At 63.0% G+C, this 14,439-nt stretch carries 24 protein-coding genes; all 24 read left to right on the top strand.

Annotated elements, in window-relative coordinates:
* Nucleotides 1-14: 14 nt before the first annotated feature.
* The 24 genes from fusA (at nt 15) to secY (ending at nt 14,438) form a co-directional block, all read left to right on the top strand.
* Nucleotides 15-2,087, top strand: coding sequence for an elongation factor G (fusA, locus tag ACLFLU_RS26545; protein WP_426407734.1), 2,073 nt, complete (start codon nt 15-17; stop codon nt 2,085-2,087).
* 40 nt (nt 2,088-2,127) lie between these two features.
* Nucleotides 2,128-3,318, top strand: coding sequence for an elongation factor Tu (gene tuf / locus ACLFLU_RS26540; RefSeq protein ID WP_008136415.1), 1,191 nt, complete (start codon nt 2,128-2,130; stop codon nt 3,316-3,318).
* Nucleotides 3,319-3,400: 82 nt separating this feature from the next.
* Nucleotides 3,401-3,709 carry a 30S ribosomal protein S10 gene (rpsJ, locus tag ACLFLU_RS26535; RefSeq protein WP_002712302.1) on the top strand — a complete coding sequence of 103 codons (309 nt, stop codon included), beginning with the start codon at nt 3,401-3,403 and terminating at the stop codon, nt 3,707-3,709.
* 53 nt (nt 3,710-3,762) lie between these two features.
* Nucleotides 3,763-4,479, top strand: coding sequence for a 50S ribosomal protein L3 (rplC, locus tag ACLFLU_RS26530; RefSeq protein ID WP_128951221.1), 717 nt, complete (start codon nt 3,763-3,765; stop codon nt 4,477-4,479).
* A gap of 1 nt (nt 4,480) precedes the next feature.
* On the top strand, nt 4,481-5,101 hold the full coding sequence (gene rplD / locus ACLFLU_RS26525; RefSeq protein ID WP_011088150.1) for a 50S ribosomal protein L4: 621 nt from the start codon (nt 4,481-4,483) through the stop codon (nt 5,099-5,101).
* The gene (locus ACLFLU_RS26520) at nt 5,098-5,400 is read left to right on the top strand and encodes a 50S ribosomal protein L23 (protein WP_027535292.1); all 303 of its coding nucleotides are present in this window, start codon (nt 5,098-5,100) and stop codon (nt 5,398-5,400) included. The genes rplD and ACLFLU_RS26520 overlap by 4 nt, the downstream gene beginning before the upstream one ends.
* A 12-nt stretch (nt 5,401-5,412) precedes the next feature.
* On the top strand, nt 5,413-6,246 hold the full coding sequence (gene rplB / locus ACLFLU_RS26515; protein ID WP_128951222.1) for a 50S ribosomal protein L2: 834 nt from the start codon (nt 5,413-5,415) through the stop codon (nt 6,244-6,246).
* A 12-nt stretch (nt 6,247-6,258) separates the two neighbouring features.
* On the top strand, nt 6,259-6,537 hold the full coding sequence (rpsS, locus tag ACLFLU_RS26510) for a 30S ribosomal protein S19 (protein WP_008136357.1): 279 nt from the start codon (nt 6,259-6,261) through the stop codon (nt 6,535-6,537).
* 10 nt (nt 6,538-6,547) lie between these two features.
* Nucleotides 6,548-6,937 carry a 50S ribosomal protein L22 gene (gene rplV, locus ACLFLU_RS26505; RefSeq protein WP_057745488.1) on the top strand — a complete coding sequence of 130 codons (390 nt, stop codon included), beginning with the start codon at nt 6,548-6,550 and terminating at the stop codon, nt 6,935-6,937.
* 18 nt (nt 6,938-6,955) lie between these two features.
* Complete coding sequence (gene rpsC, locus ACLFLU_RS26500) at nt 6,956-7,681, top strand: 30S ribosomal protein S3 (RefSeq protein WP_128951223.1); 726 nt, start codon at nt 6,956-6,958, stop codon at nt 7,679-7,681.
* A gap of 29 nt (nt 7,682-7,710) precedes the next feature.
* Nucleotides 7,711-8,124 (top strand): 50S ribosomal protein L16, encoded by a 414-nt coding sequence (gene rplP / locus ACLFLU_RS26495; protein WP_027535296.1) that lies wholly within the window; start codon nt 7,711-7,713, stop codon nt 8,122-8,124.
* 5 nt (nt 8,125-8,129) lie between these two features.
* Nucleotides 8,130-8,336, top strand: coding sequence for a 50S ribosomal protein L29 (gene rpmC, locus ACLFLU_RS26490; RefSeq protein ID WP_026202715.1), 207 nt, complete (start codon nt 8,130-8,132; stop codon nt 8,334-8,336).
* 13 nt (nt 8,337-8,349) lie between these two features.
* Entirely contained in the window at nt 8,350-8,598 is a 249-nt protein-coding gene (gene rpsQ / locus ACLFLU_RS26485; protein WP_027535298.1) for a 30S ribosomal protein S17, read from the top strand.
* Nucleotides 8,599-8,681: 83 nt separating this feature from the next.
* Nucleotides 8,682-9,050 carry a 50S ribosomal protein L14 gene (rplN, locus tag ACLFLU_RS26480; protein ID WP_027535299.1) on the top strand — a complete coding sequence of 123 codons (369 nt, stop codon included), beginning with the start codon at nt 8,682-8,684 and terminating at the stop codon, nt 9,048-9,050.
* On the top strand, nt 9,050-9,364 hold the full coding sequence (rplX, locus tag ACLFLU_RS26475) for a 50S ribosomal protein L24 (protein WP_027535300.1): 315 nt from the start codon (nt 9,050-9,052) through the stop codon (nt 9,362-9,364). The genes rplN and rplX overlap by 1 nt, the downstream gene beginning before the upstream one ends.
* Nucleotides 9,357-9,914 (top strand): 50S ribosomal protein L5, encoded by a 558-nt coding sequence (gene rplE / locus ACLFLU_RS26470; protein ID WP_011088141.1) that lies wholly within the window; start codon nt 9,357-9,359, stop codon nt 9,912-9,914. Before rplX ends, rplE begins: the two co-directional genes overlap by 8 nt.
* A 46-nt stretch (nt 9,915-9,960) precedes the next feature.
* The gene (rpsN, locus tag ACLFLU_RS26465; RefSeq protein WP_426407733.1) at nt 9,961-10,266 is read left to right on the top strand and encodes a 30S ribosomal protein S14; all 306 of its coding nucleotides are present in this window, start codon (nt 9,961-9,963) and stop codon (nt 10,264-10,266) included.
* 14 nt (nt 10,267-10,280) lie between these two features.
* Entirely contained in the window at nt 10,281-10,679 is a 399-nt protein-coding gene (rpsH, locus tag ACLFLU_RS26460) for a 30S ribosomal protein S8 (RefSeq protein ID WP_027535303.1), read from the top strand.
* Between the two features lie 16 nt (nt 10,680-10,695).
* Nucleotides 10,696-11,229, top strand: a complete 534-nt coding sequence (gene rplF / locus ACLFLU_RS26455; protein WP_027549201.1) for a 50S ribosomal protein L6 — start codon at nt 10,696-10,698, stop codon at nt 11,227-11,229.
* Nucleotides 11,230-11,240: 11 nt separating this feature from the next.
* A complete protein-coding gene (gene rplR, locus ACLFLU_RS26450) occupies nt 11,241-11,603 on the top strand; it encodes a 50S ribosomal protein L18 (RefSeq protein WP_007603036.1) in 363 nt (120 codons plus the stop codon).
* Between the two features lie 44 nt (nt 11,604-11,647).
* The gene (gene rpsE / locus ACLFLU_RS26445; protein ID WP_148750340.1) at nt 11,648-12,238 is read left to right on the top strand and encodes a 30S ribosomal protein S5; all 591 of its coding nucleotides are present in this window, start codon (nt 11,648-11,650) and stop codon (nt 12,236-12,238) included.
* Between the two features lie 25 nt (nt 12,239-12,263).
* Nucleotides 12,264-12,458 carry a 50S ribosomal protein L30 gene (gene rpmD, locus ACLFLU_RS26440; protein ID WP_148770529.1) on the top strand — a complete coding sequence of 65 codons (195 nt, stop codon included), beginning with the start codon at nt 12,264-12,266 and terminating at the stop codon, nt 12,456-12,458.
* A 12-nt stretch (nt 12,459-12,470) separates the two neighbouring features.
* A complete protein-coding gene (rplO, locus tag ACLFLU_RS26435) occupies nt 12,471-12,956 on the top strand; it encodes a 50S ribosomal protein L15 (protein WP_148770530.1) in 486 nt (161 codons plus the stop codon).
* A 150-nt stretch (nt 12,957-13,106) separates the two neighbouring features.
* Nucleotides 13,107-14,438, top strand: coding sequence for a preprotein translocase subunit SecY (gene secY, locus ACLFLU_RS26430; RefSeq protein ID WP_426407732.1), 1,332 nt, complete (start codon nt 13,107-13,109; stop codon nt 14,436-14,438).
* Nucleotide 14,439 lies beyond the last annotated feature (1 nt).

Here is a 14,439-nt window from a genome sequence, read left to right as displayed (position 1 = left end):
GCAAGGAACACCCCATGCCCCGCCAACATGCCATCGAAGACTACCGTAACTTCGGTATCATGGCGCATATCGACGCCGGCAAGACGACCACGACCGAGCGCATCCTCTATTACACCGGCAAGAGCCACAAGATCGGCGAAGTGCACGAAGGTGCCGCGACGATGGACTGGATGGAGCAGGAGCAGGAGCGTGGCATCACGATCACCTCGGCTGCGACCACCGCCTTCTGGGCCGGCAAGCGCCTGAACATCATCGACACCCCCGGCCACGTCGACTTCACCATCGAAGTCGAGCGTTCGCTGCGCGTGCTCGACGGCGCCGTCTGCGTGCTGGACTCGAACCAGGGCGTTGAGCCCCAGACCGAGACTGTCTGGCGCCAGGGCGACAAGTACAAGGTTCCGCGCATCGTCTTCGCCAACAAGATGGACAAGACCGGCGCCGACTTCTTCAAGTGTCTGGCCGACATCGTTGACCGCCTCGGTGCCAAGCCGATCGCGATCCAGCTTCCGATCGGTGCCGAGAACAACTTCAAGGGTCTCGTCGACCTCGTGAAGATGAAGGGCATCGTCTGGAACGACGAGTCGCTCGGCGCGAAGTTCGACTATGTCGACATTCCGGAAGATCTCGTCGACCAGGCCAAGGAATATCGCGAGAAGATGGTGGAAGCCGCCGTCGAGCTCGACGACGATGCGCTCGCCGCTTTCCTCGACGGCAAGGAGCCGGACGAAGCGACGCTGAAGCGGCTGATCCGCAAGGCGGTGCTGACCGGCGCGTTCTATCCGGTGCTGTGCGGCTCGGCCTTCAAGAACAAGGGCGTGCAGCCGCTGCTCGACGCCGTCGTCGACTATCTGCCGTCGCCGATCGACGTGCCCGCGATCAAGGGTACCGACGATCGCGGCAACGAGGTCGTGCGCAAGGCCGACGACAAGGAGCCGCTCGCGCTGCTCGCGTTCAAGATCATGGACGATCCGTTCGTCGGCACCATCACCTTCTGCCGTATCTACTCCGGCGTTCTCCAGAGCGGTACCGGCGTCGTGAACTCGACCCGCGAGAAGAAGGAGCGCATCGGGCGCATGCTGCTGATGCATGCGAACAACCGCGAAGACATCAAGGAAGCCTATGCCGGCGACATCGTCGCGCTGGCTGGCCTGAAGGAAGCGCGCACCGGTGACACGCTGTGCGATCCCGACAAGCAGGTGATCCTGGAAAAGATGGAATTCCCCGAGCCGGTCATCGAGATCGCGATCGAGCCGAAGTCCAAGGCCGACCAGGAAAAGCTGGGCGTGGCGCTGGCGAAGCTCGCTGCGGAGGATCCGTCCTTCCGCGTGTCGACCGACCAGGAGTCCGGCCAGACCATCCTCAAGGGCATGGGCGAACTCCATCTCGACATCAAGGTCGACATCCTCCGCCGCACCTACAAGGTCGACGCCAACATCGGCGCGCCGCAGGTTGCGTTCCGCGAGCGCGTCACCAAGAAGGCCGAGGTCAAGTACACCCACAAGAAGCAGACCGGCGGTACCGGTCAGTTCGCTGAAGTGTCGATCGTGGTCGAGCCGAACGAGCCCGGCAAGGGCTACGAGTTCGAGTCCAAGATTGTTGGCGGTGCGGTTCCGAAGGAATACATCCCCGGCGTCGAAAAGGGCCTCAACAGCGTGATGAGCTCTGGCGTGGTCGCGGGCTTCCCCGTGGTCGACGTCAAGGTTCAGCTCGTCGACGGCAAGTATCACGACGTCGACTCGTCGGCTCTCGCCTTCGAAATCGCATCGCGCGCGGCTTTCCGCGAAGCGCTGCAGAAGGGCAAGTCCGTCCTGCTCGAGCCGATCATGAAGGTCGAAGTGGTGACCCCGGAAGACTACACCGGCTCGGTCATCGGCGACCTGAATTCCCGGCGCGGTCAGATCCAGGGGCAGGACATGCGCGGCAACGCCAACGTCATCAATGCGATGGTGCCGCTCATGAACATGTTCGGTTACGTGAATAACCTGCGCTCGATGAGCCAGGGTCGCGCGACCTTCACCATGCAGTTCGACCACTACGCAGAAGCGCCGGCCAACGTGTCGGCAGAAGTCCAGAAGAAGTTTGCCTGATTGTCGTCGGTCCAGAGCTGACGATTGAACGGAGAGTCAAATGGCCAAAGCAAAGTTTGAACGTAACAAGCCGCACTGCAACATCGGCACCATCGGTCACGTCGACCATGGCAAGACGTCGCTGACCGCGGCGATCACCAAGGTTCTCGCCGAAGCCGGCGGTGCAACGTTCACCGCGTACGACCAGATCGACAAGGCGCCGGAAGAGAAGGCGCGCGGCATCACCATCTCGACCGCGCACGTCGAGTATGAGACGCCGAACCGCCACTACGCGCACGTCGACTGCCCCGGCCACGCCGACTACGTGAAGAACATGATCACCGGCGCCGCCCAGATGGACGGTGCGATCCTGGTCGTGTCGGCCGCTGACGGCCCGATGCCGCAGACCCGCGAGCACATCCTGCTCGCCCGCCAGGTCGGCGTTCCCGCGCTCGTCGTGTTCCTCAACAAGTGCGACATGGTCGACGATCCGGAACTGCTCGAGCTCGTCGAGCTCGAAGTCCGCGAGCTGCTCTCGAAGTACGACTTCCCGGGCGACAAGATCCCGATCATCAAGGGCTCGGCGCTCGCCGCTCTCGAAGATTCCGACAAGAAGCTCGGCCACGACGCCATCCTCGAGCTGATGAAGAACGTCGACGAGTACATCCCGCAGCCGGAGCGTCCGATCGACCAGCCGTTCCTGATGCCCGTTGAAGACGTGTTCTCGATCTCGGGCCGCGGCACCGTCGTGACCGGCCGTGTCGAGCGCGGCATCGTCAAGGTCGGCGAGGAAATCGAGATCGTCGGTCTCCGCGCGACCCAGAAGACCACCGTTACCGGCGTCGAAATGTTCCGCAAGCTGCTCGATCAGGGCCAGGCCGGCGACAACATCGGTGCGCTGCTCCGCGGTACCAAGCGCGAAGACGTCGAGCGCGGCCAGGTGCTGTGCAAGCCGGGTTCGGTCAAGCCGCACACCAAGTTCAAGGCTGAGGCTTACATCCTCACCAAGGAAGAGGGCGGTCGCCACACCCCGTTCTTCACCAACTACCGTCCGCAGTTCTACTTCCGCACCACCGACGTGACCGGTGTCGTGCATCTGCCGGAAGGTACCGAGATGGTGATGCCGGGCGACAACATCGCGATGGAAGTGCACCTGATCGTGCCGATCGCGATGGAAGAGAAGCTCCGCTTCGCGATCCGCGAAGGTGGCCGCACCGTCGGCGCCGGCGTCGTCGCTTCGATCATCGAGTAATTACGAGAATAGGGATCGGCGAGTAGCGAATGGGGACATTCGCTATTCGCTATTCGCCACCCAACGAAGAGAGACCACGGCAATGAACGGCCAAAATATTCGCATCCGTCTCAAGGCGTTCGACCATCGTATCCTCGATACGTCGACCCGCGAGATCGTGAACACGGCGAAGCGCACCGGTGCGCAGGTCCGCGGACCCATTCCGCTGCCCACCCGCATCGAGAAGTTCACCGTCAACCGTTCGCCCCACGTCGACAAGAAGAGCCGCGAACAGTTCGAGATGCGCACTCACAAGCGTCTGCTCGACATCGTCGATCCGACCCCGCAGACCGTCGATGCTTTGATGAAGCTCGACCTGGCCGCCGGTGTCGACGTCGAGATCAAGCTCTAAGATTTTTGGATCACGTTCGCCACTAGCGGACAGAAAGAACAGGAAGCACGCCGATGCGCTCCGGAGTGATCGCACAAAAGGTCGGGATGACGCGGGTCTTTACAGAGGCCGGCGAACATATCCCCGTGACCGTGCTGAAGCTCGGCAATTGCCAGGTCGTAGGCCACCGCACTGAAGAGAAGAACGGTTATGTCGCGCTCCAGCTTGGTTCTGGCAGCCGCAAGACCGTGTACATGCCCAAGGCAGAGCGCGGCCAGTTCGCGGTCGCCAAGGTCGAGCCGAAGCGGCAGGTCGAGGAGTTCCGCGTTTCCGCGGATGCCATGATCCCCGTGGGCGCCGAGATCCTCGCCGACCATTTCGTCGTCGGCCAGTTCGTCGACGTCACCGGCACCTCGGTCGGTAAGGGCTTTGCCGGCGGCATGAAGCGCTGGAACTTCGGCGGTCTGCGCGCCACGCACGGTGTGTCGGTTTCGCACCGTTCGATCGGTTCGACCGGTGGTCGTCAGGACCCCGGCAAGACCTGGAAGAACAAGAAGATGCCCGGCCACATGGGTGTCGATCGCATCACCACGCTCAACCTCCGCGTCGTTCAGCTCGACGTCGAGCGTGGCCTGATCCTCGTCGAAGGCGCCGTTCCCGGCTCCAAGGGCGGCTGGATCCGCGTGCGCGACGCCGTCAAGAAGCCGCTGCCGAAGGAAGCTCCGAAGCCCGGCAAGTTCAAGGTTGCGGGCGGCGAAGCCGAGGCTGCGGCCCAGCAAGAGGGTGCGTGAGATGGAATTGAAGGTCACCACCCTCGAAGGTAAGGAAGCCGGCTCGGTCCAGCTCTCCGACGCCATTTTTGGCCTCGAGCCGCGCCAGGACATCATTGCGCGTTGCGTGCAGTGGCAGCTCAACAAGCGTCAGGCCGGCACTCACAAGGCCAAGGGCCGCGCCGAGATCTGGCGCACCGGCAAGAAGATGTACAAGCAGAAGGGCACCGGCGGTGCTCGTCACGGCTCGGCCCGCGTGCCGCAGTTCCGCGGCGGCGGTCGTGCCTTCGGACCGGTCGTGCGTTCGCACGCCACCGACCTGCCGAAGAAGGTCCGTGCGCTTGCGCTCAAGCATGCGCTCTCGGCCAAGGCCAAGGACGGCGATCTGCTCGTGATCGACAAGGCCGCGCTGGAAGCCGCAAAGACCAAGGCGCTGCTCGGTCACTTCTCTGGTCTCGGCTTGACCAACGCGCTGATCATCGACGGTGCCGAACTCAACAACGGCTTTGCCGCTGCGGCCCGCAACATCCCGAACATGGACGTGCTGCCGATCCAGGGCATCAACGTCTATGACATCCTGCGCCGTCAGAAGCTCGTTCTGACCAAGGCCGCCATCGATGCGCTGGAGGCGCGCTTCAAATGACGAAGAACATCGAGGCTCGCCATTACGACGTGATCGTCGCCCCGGTCGTCACCGAAAAGGCGACGCTGGCGTCCGAGCACAACAAGGTTCTGTTCAAGGTGGCCGCGAAGGCGACCAAGCCGCAGATCAAGGAAGCGATCGAGAAGCTGTTTGACGTCAAGGTCAAGAGCGTCAACACGCTGGTCCGCAAGGGCAAGACCAAGGTCTTCCGCGGCAATCTCGGCTCGCAGTCGAACACCAAGCGCGCGATCGTGACCCTCGAAGAGGGTCATCGGATCGACGTGACCACCGGTCTGTAAGGTCGCACGACGATGGCACTGAAGAAATTCAATCCCACGACACCGGGCCAGCGCCAGCTGGTCATGGTCGATCGTTCAGCCCTCTACAAGGGCAAGCCGGTCAAGGCGCTCACCGAAGGCAAGCATTCCTCGGGCGGTCGCAACAACACCGGTCGCATCACCGTGCGCTTCCGCGGCGGCGGTCACAAGCAGACCCTGCGCATCGTCGATTTCAAGCGCGACAAGGTCGATGCGCCCGCGACCGTCGAGCGGCTGGAATACGATCCGAACCGCACCGCGTTCATCGCGCTGGTCAAGTACGAAGACGGCACCCAGGCCTATATCCTGGCGCCGCAGCGTCTGGCGGTCGGCGATTCCGTGGTCGCCGGCAACTATGTCGACGTGAAGCCGGGCAACGTCATGCCGCTCGGCAACATGCCGGTCGGCACGATCATCCACAACATCGAGGTCAAGATCGGGAAGGGTGGCCAGCTCGCCCGTTCCGCCGGCACCTACGCCCAGCTCGTCGGCCGCGACCAGGACTACGTCATCATCCGCCTGAACTCGGGTGAGCAGCGCCTGGTGCACGGCCGTTGCCGCGGCACGATCGGCGCGGTGTCGAATCCGGATCACATGAACACCTCGATCGGCAAGGCCGGCCGTAACCGTTGGCTGGGCCGCAAGCCGCATAACCGCGGCGTTTCGATGAACCCGATCGACCATCCGCACGGCGGTGGTGAAGGTCGTACCTCGGGCGGCCGCCATCCGGTCACTCCGTGGGGCAAGCCGACCAAGGGCAAGAAGACCCGCTCCAACAAGTCGACCAACAAATTCATTCTCCTAAGCCGCCACAAGCGGAAGAAGTAAGGAACGCCGGACATGGTTCGTTCAGTCTGGAAAGGCCCGTTCGTCGAGGGTTCTCTGCTCAAGAAGGCAGATGCCGCGCGTGCGTCCGGCCGTCACGACGTCATCAAGATCTGGAGCCGTCGCTCGACGATCCTGCCGCAGTTCGTCGGCCTGACCTTCGGCGTGTACAACGGTCAGAAGCACGTGCCGGTGGCCGTCAATGAGGAAATGGTCGGTCACAAGTTCGGCGAGTTTTCGCCGACCCGGACCTTCCATGGCCACTCCGGCGACAAGAAAGCCAAGAAGGCTTGAGGATTAAACGATGAGCAAACCTAAGCGCGAACGGAGCCTCGCCGAGAACGAGGCCAAGGCGGTCGCCCGGATGCTGCGGGTGAGCCCGCAGAAGCTCAACCTGGTCGCCCAGCTCATTCGCGGCCGGAAGGCTTCCGCTGCGCTCGCCGACCTGCAGTTTTCGCGCAAGCGGATCGCGGTTGACGTGAAGAAGTGCCTGGAATCGGCTATCGCCAATGCCGAGAACAACCACGACCTCGACGTCGATGATCTCGTCGTGGCGCAGGCCTTCGTCGGCAACGGCCTCGTGATGAAGCGCTTTGCCGCCCGCGGCCGTGGCCGTTCGGGCCGTGTCTACAAACCATTTTCGCAGCTGACGATCATTGTTCGTCAGGTCGAAGCCGAAGCAGCAGCGGCTTAAGGGTCGCAGGAGAAAACGATGGGTCAAAAGATCAATCCGATCGGTCTGCGTCTCGGCATCAACCGGACCTGGGATTCCCGCTGGTTCGCCGGCAAGCAGGAATACGGCAAGCTGCTGCACGAGGACGTCAAGATCCGCGAGATCCTGCACAAGGAGCTCAAGCAGGCGGCCGTCGCCCGCATCGTGATCGAGCGTCCGCACAAGAAGTGCCGCGTCACCATCCACTCGGCTCGTCCGGGCGTGGTGATCGGCAAGAAGGGCGCCGACATCGACAAGCTTCGCAAGAAGGTCGCGGACATCACCTCGTCCGACGTCGTCATCAACATCGTCGAGATCCGCAAGCCGGAGCTCGATGCGACGCTGGTGGCCGAGTCGATCGCGCAGCAACTCGAGCGCCGCGTGGCGTTCCGCCGCGCCATGAAGCGCGCCGTTCAGTCGGCGATGCGTCTCGGCGCTGAAGGCATCCGTATCAACTGCTCGGGTCGTCTGGGCGGTGCGGAAATCGCGCGCATGGAGTGGTACCGCGAAGGTCGCGTGCCGCTGCACACGCTGCGCGCCGACATCGACTACGGGGTTGCGACCGCGTTCACGACCTTCGGCACCTGCGGCGTCAAGGTCTGGATCTTCAAGGGCGAGATCCTCGAGCACGATCCGATGGCCCAGGACAAGAGAATGGCCGAAGGCGAGACGGGTGGCAGCGGTGATCGTGGTGGCCGTGGGCGCCGCGACAATGCTGCAGCCTGATCGACCTGAGAATTTGAGGGCTTAAAGCCATGATGCAACCTAAGAAAACGAAGTTCCGGAAGGCGCATAAGGGCCGGATTCACGGCGTTGCGACTTCGGGCGCGACGTTGGCATTCGGTCAGTTCGGCCTGAAGGCGACCGAGCCTGAGCGCGTCACCGCGCGCCAGATCGAAGCCGCCCGCCGCGCGCTGACCCGCCACATGAAGCGTGCCGGCCGCGTCTGGATCCGCGTGTTCCCCGACGTTCCGGTGTCGAAGAAGCCGGCCGAAGTCCGCATGGGCTCCGGCAAGGGTTCGCCGGAATTGTGGGTCGCCCGCGTCAAGCCGGGCCGGGTGCTGTTCGAGATCGACGGCGTCAACACCCAGACGGCGCGTGAGGCGCTGACGCTGGCGGCCGCCAAGCTGCCGATCAAGACGCGCTTCGTCGAGCGCATTGCGGAGTAATGGCCATGGCCCAGATGAAGATCGAAGACATCCGCGCGATGAGCCCCGACCAGCAGGACGATGCCGTCCTGAACCTGAAGAAGGAGCGCTTCAACCTGCGCTTCCAGCGTGCCACCGGGCAGCTCGAGAACACCTCGCGCCTGCGCGAAGCCCGTCGTGACATCGCCCGGATCAAGACCGTCGCCGCGCAGACGCGCGCGAAGAAGAAGTAAGGGGCTAACGGATATGCCGAAACGTACTTTGCAAGGCGTGGTCGTCAGCGACAAGACTGCCAAGACCGTCGTGGTGCGCGTCGATCGCCGCTTCACGCACCCGATCTACAAGAAGACGATCCGCCGTTCGAAGAACTACCACGCGCACGACGAGAACAACGAGTTCAAGCCGGGCGACATGGTTTGGATCGAGGAATCGAAGCCGATTTCGAAGTTGAAGTCCTGGATCGTGATCCGGGGCGAGCACAAGAAAAGCGCCTGATCTGTTGGCCTTGGCCGACTGACTTCAGGGAAATGTTGAGCGCCGGCTAGGCTGGCGCAAAAAGAAGAGGACGAGGTGCATCAATGATTCAGATGCAGACCAACCTCGACGTGGCCGATAATTCCGGCGCACGCCGTGTCATGTGTATCAAGGTGCTCGGGGGCTCCAAGCGCCGCTACGCCACGATCGGCGACATCATTGTCGTCTCGATCAAGGAAGCAATTCCGCGTGGCAAGGTGAAGAAGGGCGACGTGATGAAGGCCGTCGTGGTGCGTGTCCGCAAGGACATCCGCCGCGCCGACGGTTCGGTCATCCGCTTCGACCGCAACGCCGCCGTTCTGATCAACAACCAGTCCGAGCCGATCGGCACCCGCATCTTCGGGCCCGTGCCGCGCGAGCTGCGTGGCAAGAACCACATGAAGATCATCTCGCTCGCGCCGGAGGTGCTGTGATGGCTGCGAAGATCCGCAAGGGCGACAAGGTCGTCATGCTGACCGGCCGCGACAAGGGTCGCACCGGCGAAGTGTTCGAAGTGCGTCCGGACGCCGGTACCGCGCTGGTGCGCGGCATCAACATGGTCAAGCGTCACCAGAAGCAGACGCAGGCCCAGGAGGGCGGCATCATCTCGAAAGAGGCGCCGGTCCAACTGTCCAACATCGCGTATGTCGGCAAGGATGGAAAGCCGACCCGCGTCGGATTCAAGATTCTGGCGGACGGCAAGAAGGTCCGCATCGCCAAGCGCTCGGGAGCTGAGATCGATGGCTGAGGCCGCTTACACCCCGCGCCTGCGCGCGGAATACGACGCGAAGATCCGCACGGCCATGACCGAGAAGTTCGGTTATGAGAACGTGATGCAGGTTCCGCGCCTGGACAAGGTCGTGCTGAACATGGGCGTTGGCGATTCTGTCAACGACCGCAAGAAGGCCGAGACCGCCGCTGCCGAGCTGACCCAGATCGCCGGTCAGAAGGCGATCGTGACCTATTCGCGTATCGCGATCGCGACCTTCAAGCTGCGTGAAAACCAGCCGATCGGCTGCAAGGTCACGCTGCGCAAGGCCCGCATGTACGAGTTCATCGATCGCCTGGTGACGGTCGCGCTGCCGCGCGTCCGTGACTTCCGCGGCCTGAACCCGAAGAGCTTTGACGGCCGCGGCAACTACTCGCTCGGCATCAAGGAGCACATCATTTTCCCCGAGATCGACTTCGACAAGGTCACGGAAGCCCGCGGTATGGACATCACCGTCTGCACCACGGCCAAGACCGACGAAGAGGCGAGGGCCTTGTTGACCGCTTTCAATTTCCCGTTCCGGCAGTGAGACGCTGACCTAAAGCCTCTCAAACGCGGATACCCAGGAGCCAAGCATGGCAAAGAAGAGTTCAGTCGAGAAGAACAACCGGCGCAAGCGGATGGTGAAGAACGCCGCCCCGAAGCGCGAGCGGTTGAAGGCGATCATCGCCGACAAGACGCTGCCGATGGAAGAGCGGTTCGCCGCGACCCTGAAGCTTGCGGAAATGCCGCGCAACTCGTCGGCGACCCGCATCCGTCTGCGTTGCGAGCTGTCGGGCCGTTCGCGCTCGAACTACCGCAAGACCAAACTGTCCCGCATCGCGATGCGCGACCTTGGCTCCAAGGGCATGGTCCCGGGCCTCGTGAAGTCCAGCTGGTAAGGAGGGTCGTTTAGATGTCTACGCACGATCCAATCAGCGATCTGATCACCCGTATCCGCAACGCGCAGATGCGCGCCAAGAGCAAGGTCTCCACGCCTGGCTCGAAGATGCGCGAGAACGTCCTCGAAGTGCTCAAGAGCGAGGGCTACATCCGCGGTTACGCGACCCTCGAGCATTCCTCGGGCCGTAGCGAGATCGAGATCGAGCTGAAGTATTTCGACGGCGAGCCCGTCATCCGCGAGATCGAACGTGTTTCCAAGCCCGGGCGTCGCGTTTACGCCTCGGTGAAGAACCTGCCGCGGGTCAATAACGGACTCGGTATTTCGGTGTTGTCGACGCCGAAGGGGATCATGGCCGACCACAGTGCGCGTGAAGCGAACGTGGGCGGTGAAGTTCTCTTCACGGTGTTCTGAGAAGGATTTTTGATCCATGTCACGTGTTGGCAAAAGGCCGGTTGCGGTGCCGTCGGGTGTGACCGCGACCGTCGACGGGCAGACCGTCAAGATGAAGGGGCCGAAGGGCCAGCTTCAGTTCGTCGTCCATGACGACGTCGAGGTGAAGCTTGAGAACGGCCAGGTCAAGGTGAACCCGCGGGTCGAGACCAATCGCGCGCGTGCCTTGTACGGCACCGCTCGCGCTCAGGTCGCGAATCTGGTCGAAGGCGTTACCAAGGGCTTCGAGAAGAAGCTCGAAATCACCGGCGTCGGTTACCGCGCCGCGATGCAGGGCAAGAACCTGCAGCTCGCGCTCGGTTACAGCCACGACGTGGTCTATGCGATCCCGGAAGGGATCACGATCACCGTGCCGAAGCCGACCGAGATCACGGTGACGGGCAGCGACATCCAGCGCGTCGGCCAGGTCGCCGCCGAGATTCGCTCCTATCGTCCGCCGGAGCCCTACAAGGGCAAGGGCGTGAAGTATGTTGGCGAATTCATCTTCCGCAAGGAAGGCAAGAAGAAGTAACGGAGCCGGTCATGTCCAAAGCCAAGGTTACCAATGCCCGGCGCAAGCGGAGTGTGCGGCTGAAGCTGCGCCGCTCCGGTGGCGGTCGTCCGCGTCTGTCGGTGTTCCGCTCGTCCAAGCACATCTACGCCCAGGTCATCGACGACCTGAAGGGCGAGACGCTGGCCTCTGCCTCGTCGCTCGAGAAGTCGATGCGCGACGGCGGCAAGACCGGCGCCGACATCGATGCGGCGAAGGCGGTCGGCAAGCTGCTGGCCGAGCGCGCCGCCGAGAAGGGCGTCAAGGAAGTCGTGTTCGATCGCGGCAGCTACCTCTACCACGGGCGCGTCAAGGCACTGGCCGACGCTGCGCGTGAGAGCGGGCTGAGCTTCTAACAGAATTTGAGGATTGAGGCGCAAGCCTCTGAAGGATTGGAAAAATGGCAGAACGCGAACAACGTGGTGGACGCGATCAACGCGGCGGACGTGACCGCCAGCAGCGCGAAGAGCGTGACAGCGAGTTCGTCGACAAGCTCGTCCACATCAATCGCGTGGCCAAGGTCGTCAAGGGCGGCAAGCGCTTCGGTTTCGCAGCGCTGGTCGTGATCGGCGATCAGAAGGGCCGCGCCGGCTTCGGTCACGGCAAGGCGCGCGAAGTGCCTGAGGCGATCCGCAAGGCCACCGAGTCCGCCAAGCGCAACCTGACCCGCGTGTCGCTGCGCGAGGGCCGTACGCTGCATCACGACATCGCCGGCCGTCATGGCGCGGGCCGTGTCTACCTGCGTGCTGCTCCGGCCGGTACGGGCATCATCGCCGGCGGTCCGATGCGCGCCGTGTTCGAGACGCTCGGCGTCCAGGACGTGGTGGCGAAGTCGATCGGCTCGTCGAACCCGTACAACATGGTTCGCGCGACCTTCGATGCGCTGAAGCACCAGGACAGCCCGCGTTCGGTCGCGGCACGCCGCAACATCAAGGTGTCCACCCTTCAGGGTCGTCGCGTCGGCGGCGATGCCGAGGCGGCTGCGGACTAACGAACGCTTTTCGGAGTAGACCACGATGGCCAAGGCCGCAAAGACGATCAAGCTTGAGCAGACCGGCAGCGCGATCCGCCGCCATCACTCGCAGCGTTCGACGCTGATCGGGCTCAAGCTCAACAAGATCGGCCGCACCAGCGAACTGCCGGACACCCCGGCGATCCGCGGCATGATCGAAAAGGTTCACCATCTCGTTCGCATTGTCGACGAGAAGTAAAGGAGCAGGGCGATGAAGCTCAGCGATATCGCCGACAACGCCGGCTCGCGCAAGAAGCGCATGCGCGTTGGCCGTGGCATTGGTTCGGGCAAGGGCAAGCAGTCCGGCCGCGGCGGCAAGGGCCAGACCGCGCGTTCGGGCGTGCGCATCAAGGGTTTCGAAGGCGGCCAGATGCCGTTGCATCGCCGTCTGCCCAAGCGCGGCTTCAACAACATCTTCCGCGTCGAGTTCGCCGAGATCAATCTCGACCGGCTCCAGGATGCGGTCGATGCCAAGAAGCTCGACACCGGCAGCGTCGTCAACGTCGAGGCTCTGGTGAAGGCCGGCGTGCTGCGCCGCGCCAAGGCCGGCCTGCGGCTGCTCGGCCGCGGCGAGCTCAAGGCCAAGCTCAACATTGAAGTGCACGGCGCCACCAAGACCGCGATCGAAGCGGTCGAGAAGGCCGGCGGTTCGGTGAAGATCCTCGCCCCTGCCAAGGAAGAAGGCGAGGCGGCGTAACAACTGCGTCATTGGCCCGCGCCTCGCGGGCCTTTACGCATGCGGGACGATGGACTTATCGAAGCCGAAGCCCCAGATAACGTCCGGCGTCCGCTAATATAGCCCGGCCGCGGGTATGACGGCGCAAAAGGCGGCGGGAGAAAGTCCAGTATGGCCTCAGCAGCGGAACAACTGGCAGCCAACCTCAATTTCGGCGCGTTTGCCAAGGCCGACGAACTGAAGAAGCGCATCTGGTTCACCCTGGGTGCGCTGCTGGTTTACCGACTCGGGACCTACATCCCGCTGCCCGGCATCGACCCCAACATCTGGGAGCAGGTGTTCAAGTCGCAGGCAGGTGGCATCCTCGGCATGTTCAACATGTTCGCCGGCGGTGGCATCCACCGCATGGCGATCTTCGCGCTGAACATCATGCCGTACATCTCGGCCTCGATCATCATCCAGCTCCTGACCACTGTCTCGCCGCAGCTCGAGGCGCTGAAGAAGGAAGGTGAGGCGGGCCGCAAGACGCTGAACCAGTACACCCGCTACCTCACGGTGATCCTGGCCGCGTTCCAGTCCTACGGCATCGCGGTCGGCCTCGAAGGCGCAGGCAATGTCGTCAGCGACCCTGGCATGTTCTTCCGTCTCTCCACCGCGATCACGCTGACGGGCGGCACCATGTTCCTGATGTGGCTGGGTGAGCAGATCACCTCGCGCGGCATCGGCAACGGCATCTCGTTGATCATTCTCTCCGGCATCGTCGCCGAGCTGCCGGCGGCGCTCGCCAACATGCTCGAGCTCGGCCGTCAGGGTGCGATGTCGACCGGCCTGATTCTGGTCGTGATCGTGATGGCTGTCGCCGTGATCGCATTCATCGTGTTCATGGAGCGCGCCCAGCGCCGGCTGCTGATCCAGTATCCGAAGCGCCAGGTCGGCAACAAGATGTTCGAGGGTCAGTCCTCGCATCTGCCGCTCAAGCTCAACACCTCCGGCGTGATCCCGCCGATCTTCGCGTCCTCGCTGCTGCTCTTGCCGACGACGGTTGCGAACTTCAACGCCGGCAGAGGGCCGGAATGGTTCCAGTGGATCACGACTCAGCTTGGCCACGGCCGCCCGCTGTTCCTGATTCTCTATCTCGCGCTGATCGTGTTCTTCGCCTTCTTCTACACCGCGATCGTGTTCAACCCGACCGAGACTGCGGACAACCTGAAGAAGCATGGCGGCTTCATCCCGGGCATCCGTCCGGGCGAGCGCACGGCGGAATATATCGACTACGTGCTGTCGCGCATCACCGTGCTCGGTGCGATTTATCTCGCGATCGTCTGCTTGATCCCGGAGATCCTGATCTCCTACGCCTCGGTGCCGTTCTACTTCGGCGGCACCTCGCTGCTGATCGTCGTCAGCGTCACTATGGATACTGTGGCGCAGGTGCAGGGCTATCTGCTGGCCCATCAGTATGAAGGCCTGATCCGCAAGTCGAAGCTGCGGGGCCGCCGCCGCTAAG

It is taken from the genome of Bradyrhizobium ganzhouense (genome assembly GCF_049949285.1).
In the GTDB taxonomy this organism is placed as follows: domain Bacteria; phylum Pseudomonadota; class Alphaproteobacteria; order Rhizobiales; family Xanthobacteraceae; genus Bradyrhizobium; species Bradyrhizobium ganzhouense.
Note: the sequence above shows the minus strand (reverse complement) of the source record. Positions and strands in the feature narration are given on the sequence as shown.

Coding starts and splice junctions, on each gene's coding strand:
- fusA (WP_426407734.1), top strand. CDS start 15: ATGCCCCGCCAACATGCCATCGAAGACTACCGTAACTTCGGTATCATG.
- tuf (WP_008136415.1), top strand. CDS start 2,128: ATGGCCAAAGCAAAGTTTGAACGTAACAAGCCGCACTGCAACATCGGC.
- rpsJ (WP_002712302.1), top strand. CDS start 3,401: ATGAACGGCCAAAATATTCGCATCCGTCTCAAGGCGTTCGACCATCGT.
- rplC (WP_128951221.1), top strand. CDS start 3,763: ATGCGCTCCGGAGTGATCGCACAAAAGGTCGGGATGACGCGGGTCTTT.
- rplD (WP_011088150.1), top strand. CDS start 4,481: ATGGAATTGAAGGTCACCACCCTCGAAGGTAAGGAAGCCGGCTCGGTC.
- ACLFLU_RS26520 (WP_027535292.1), top strand. CDS start 5,098: ATGACGAAGAACATCGAGGCTCGCCATTACGACGTGATCGTCGCCCCG.
- rplB (WP_128951222.1), top strand. CDS start 5,413: ATGGCACTGAAGAAATTCAATCCCACGACACCGGGCCAGCGCCAGCTG.
- rpsS (WP_008136357.1), top strand. CDS start 6,259: ATGGTTCGTTCAGTCTGGAAAGGCCCGTTCGTCGAGGGTTCTCTGCTC.
- rplV (WP_057745488.1), top strand. CDS start 6,548: ATGAGCAAACCTAAGCGCGAACGGAGCCTCGCCGAGAACGAGGCCAAG.
- rpsC (WP_128951223.1), top strand. CDS start 6,956: ATGGGTCAAAAGATCAATCCGATCGGTCTGCGTCTCGGCATCAACCGG.
- rplP (WP_027535296.1), top strand. CDS start 7,711: ATGATGCAACCTAAGAAAACGAAGTTCCGGAAGGCGCATAAGGGCCGG.
- rpmC (WP_026202715.1), top strand. CDS start 8,130: ATGGCCCAGATGAAGATCGAAGACATCCGCGCGATGAGCCCCGACCAG.
- rpsQ (WP_027535298.1), top strand. CDS start 8,350: ATGCCGAAACGTACTTTGCAAGGCGTGGTCGTCAGCGACAAGACTGCC.
- rplN (WP_027535299.1), top strand. CDS start 8,682: ATGATTCAGATGCAGACCAACCTCGACGTGGCCGATAATTCCGGCGCA.
- rplX (WP_027535300.1), top strand. CDS start 9,050: ATGGCTGCGAAGATCCGCAAGGGCGACAAGGTCGTCATGCTGACCGGC.
- rplE (WP_011088141.1), top strand. CDS start 9,357: ATGGCTGAGGCCGCTTACACCCCGCGCCTGCGCGCGGAATACGACGCG.
- rpsN (WP_426407733.1), top strand. CDS start 9,961: ATGGCAAAGAAGAGTTCAGTCGAGAAGAACAACCGGCGCAAGCGGATG.
- rpsH (WP_027535303.1), top strand. CDS start 10,281: ATGTCTACGCACGATCCAATCAGCGATCTGATCACCCGTATCCGCAAC.
- rplF (WP_027549201.1), top strand. CDS start 10,696: ATGTCACGTGTTGGCAAAAGGCCGGTTGCGGTGCCGTCGGGTGTGACC.
- rplR (WP_007603036.1), top strand. CDS start 11,241: ATGTCCAAAGCCAAGGTTACCAATGCCCGGCGCAAGCGGAGTGTGCGG.
- rpsE (WP_148750340.1), top strand. CDS start 11,648: ATGGCAGAACGCGAACAACGTGGTGGACGCGATCAACGCGGCGGACGT.
- rpmD (WP_148770529.1), top strand. CDS start 12,264: ATGGCCAAGGCCGCAAAGACGATCAAGCTTGAGCAGACCGGCAGCGCG.
- rplO (WP_148770530.1), top strand. CDS start 12,471: ATGAAGCTCAGCGATATCGCCGACAACGCCGGCTCGCGCAAGAAGCGC.
- secY (WP_426407732.1), top strand. CDS start 13,107: ATGGCCTCAGCAGCGGAACAACTGGCAGCCAACCTCAATTTCGGCGCG.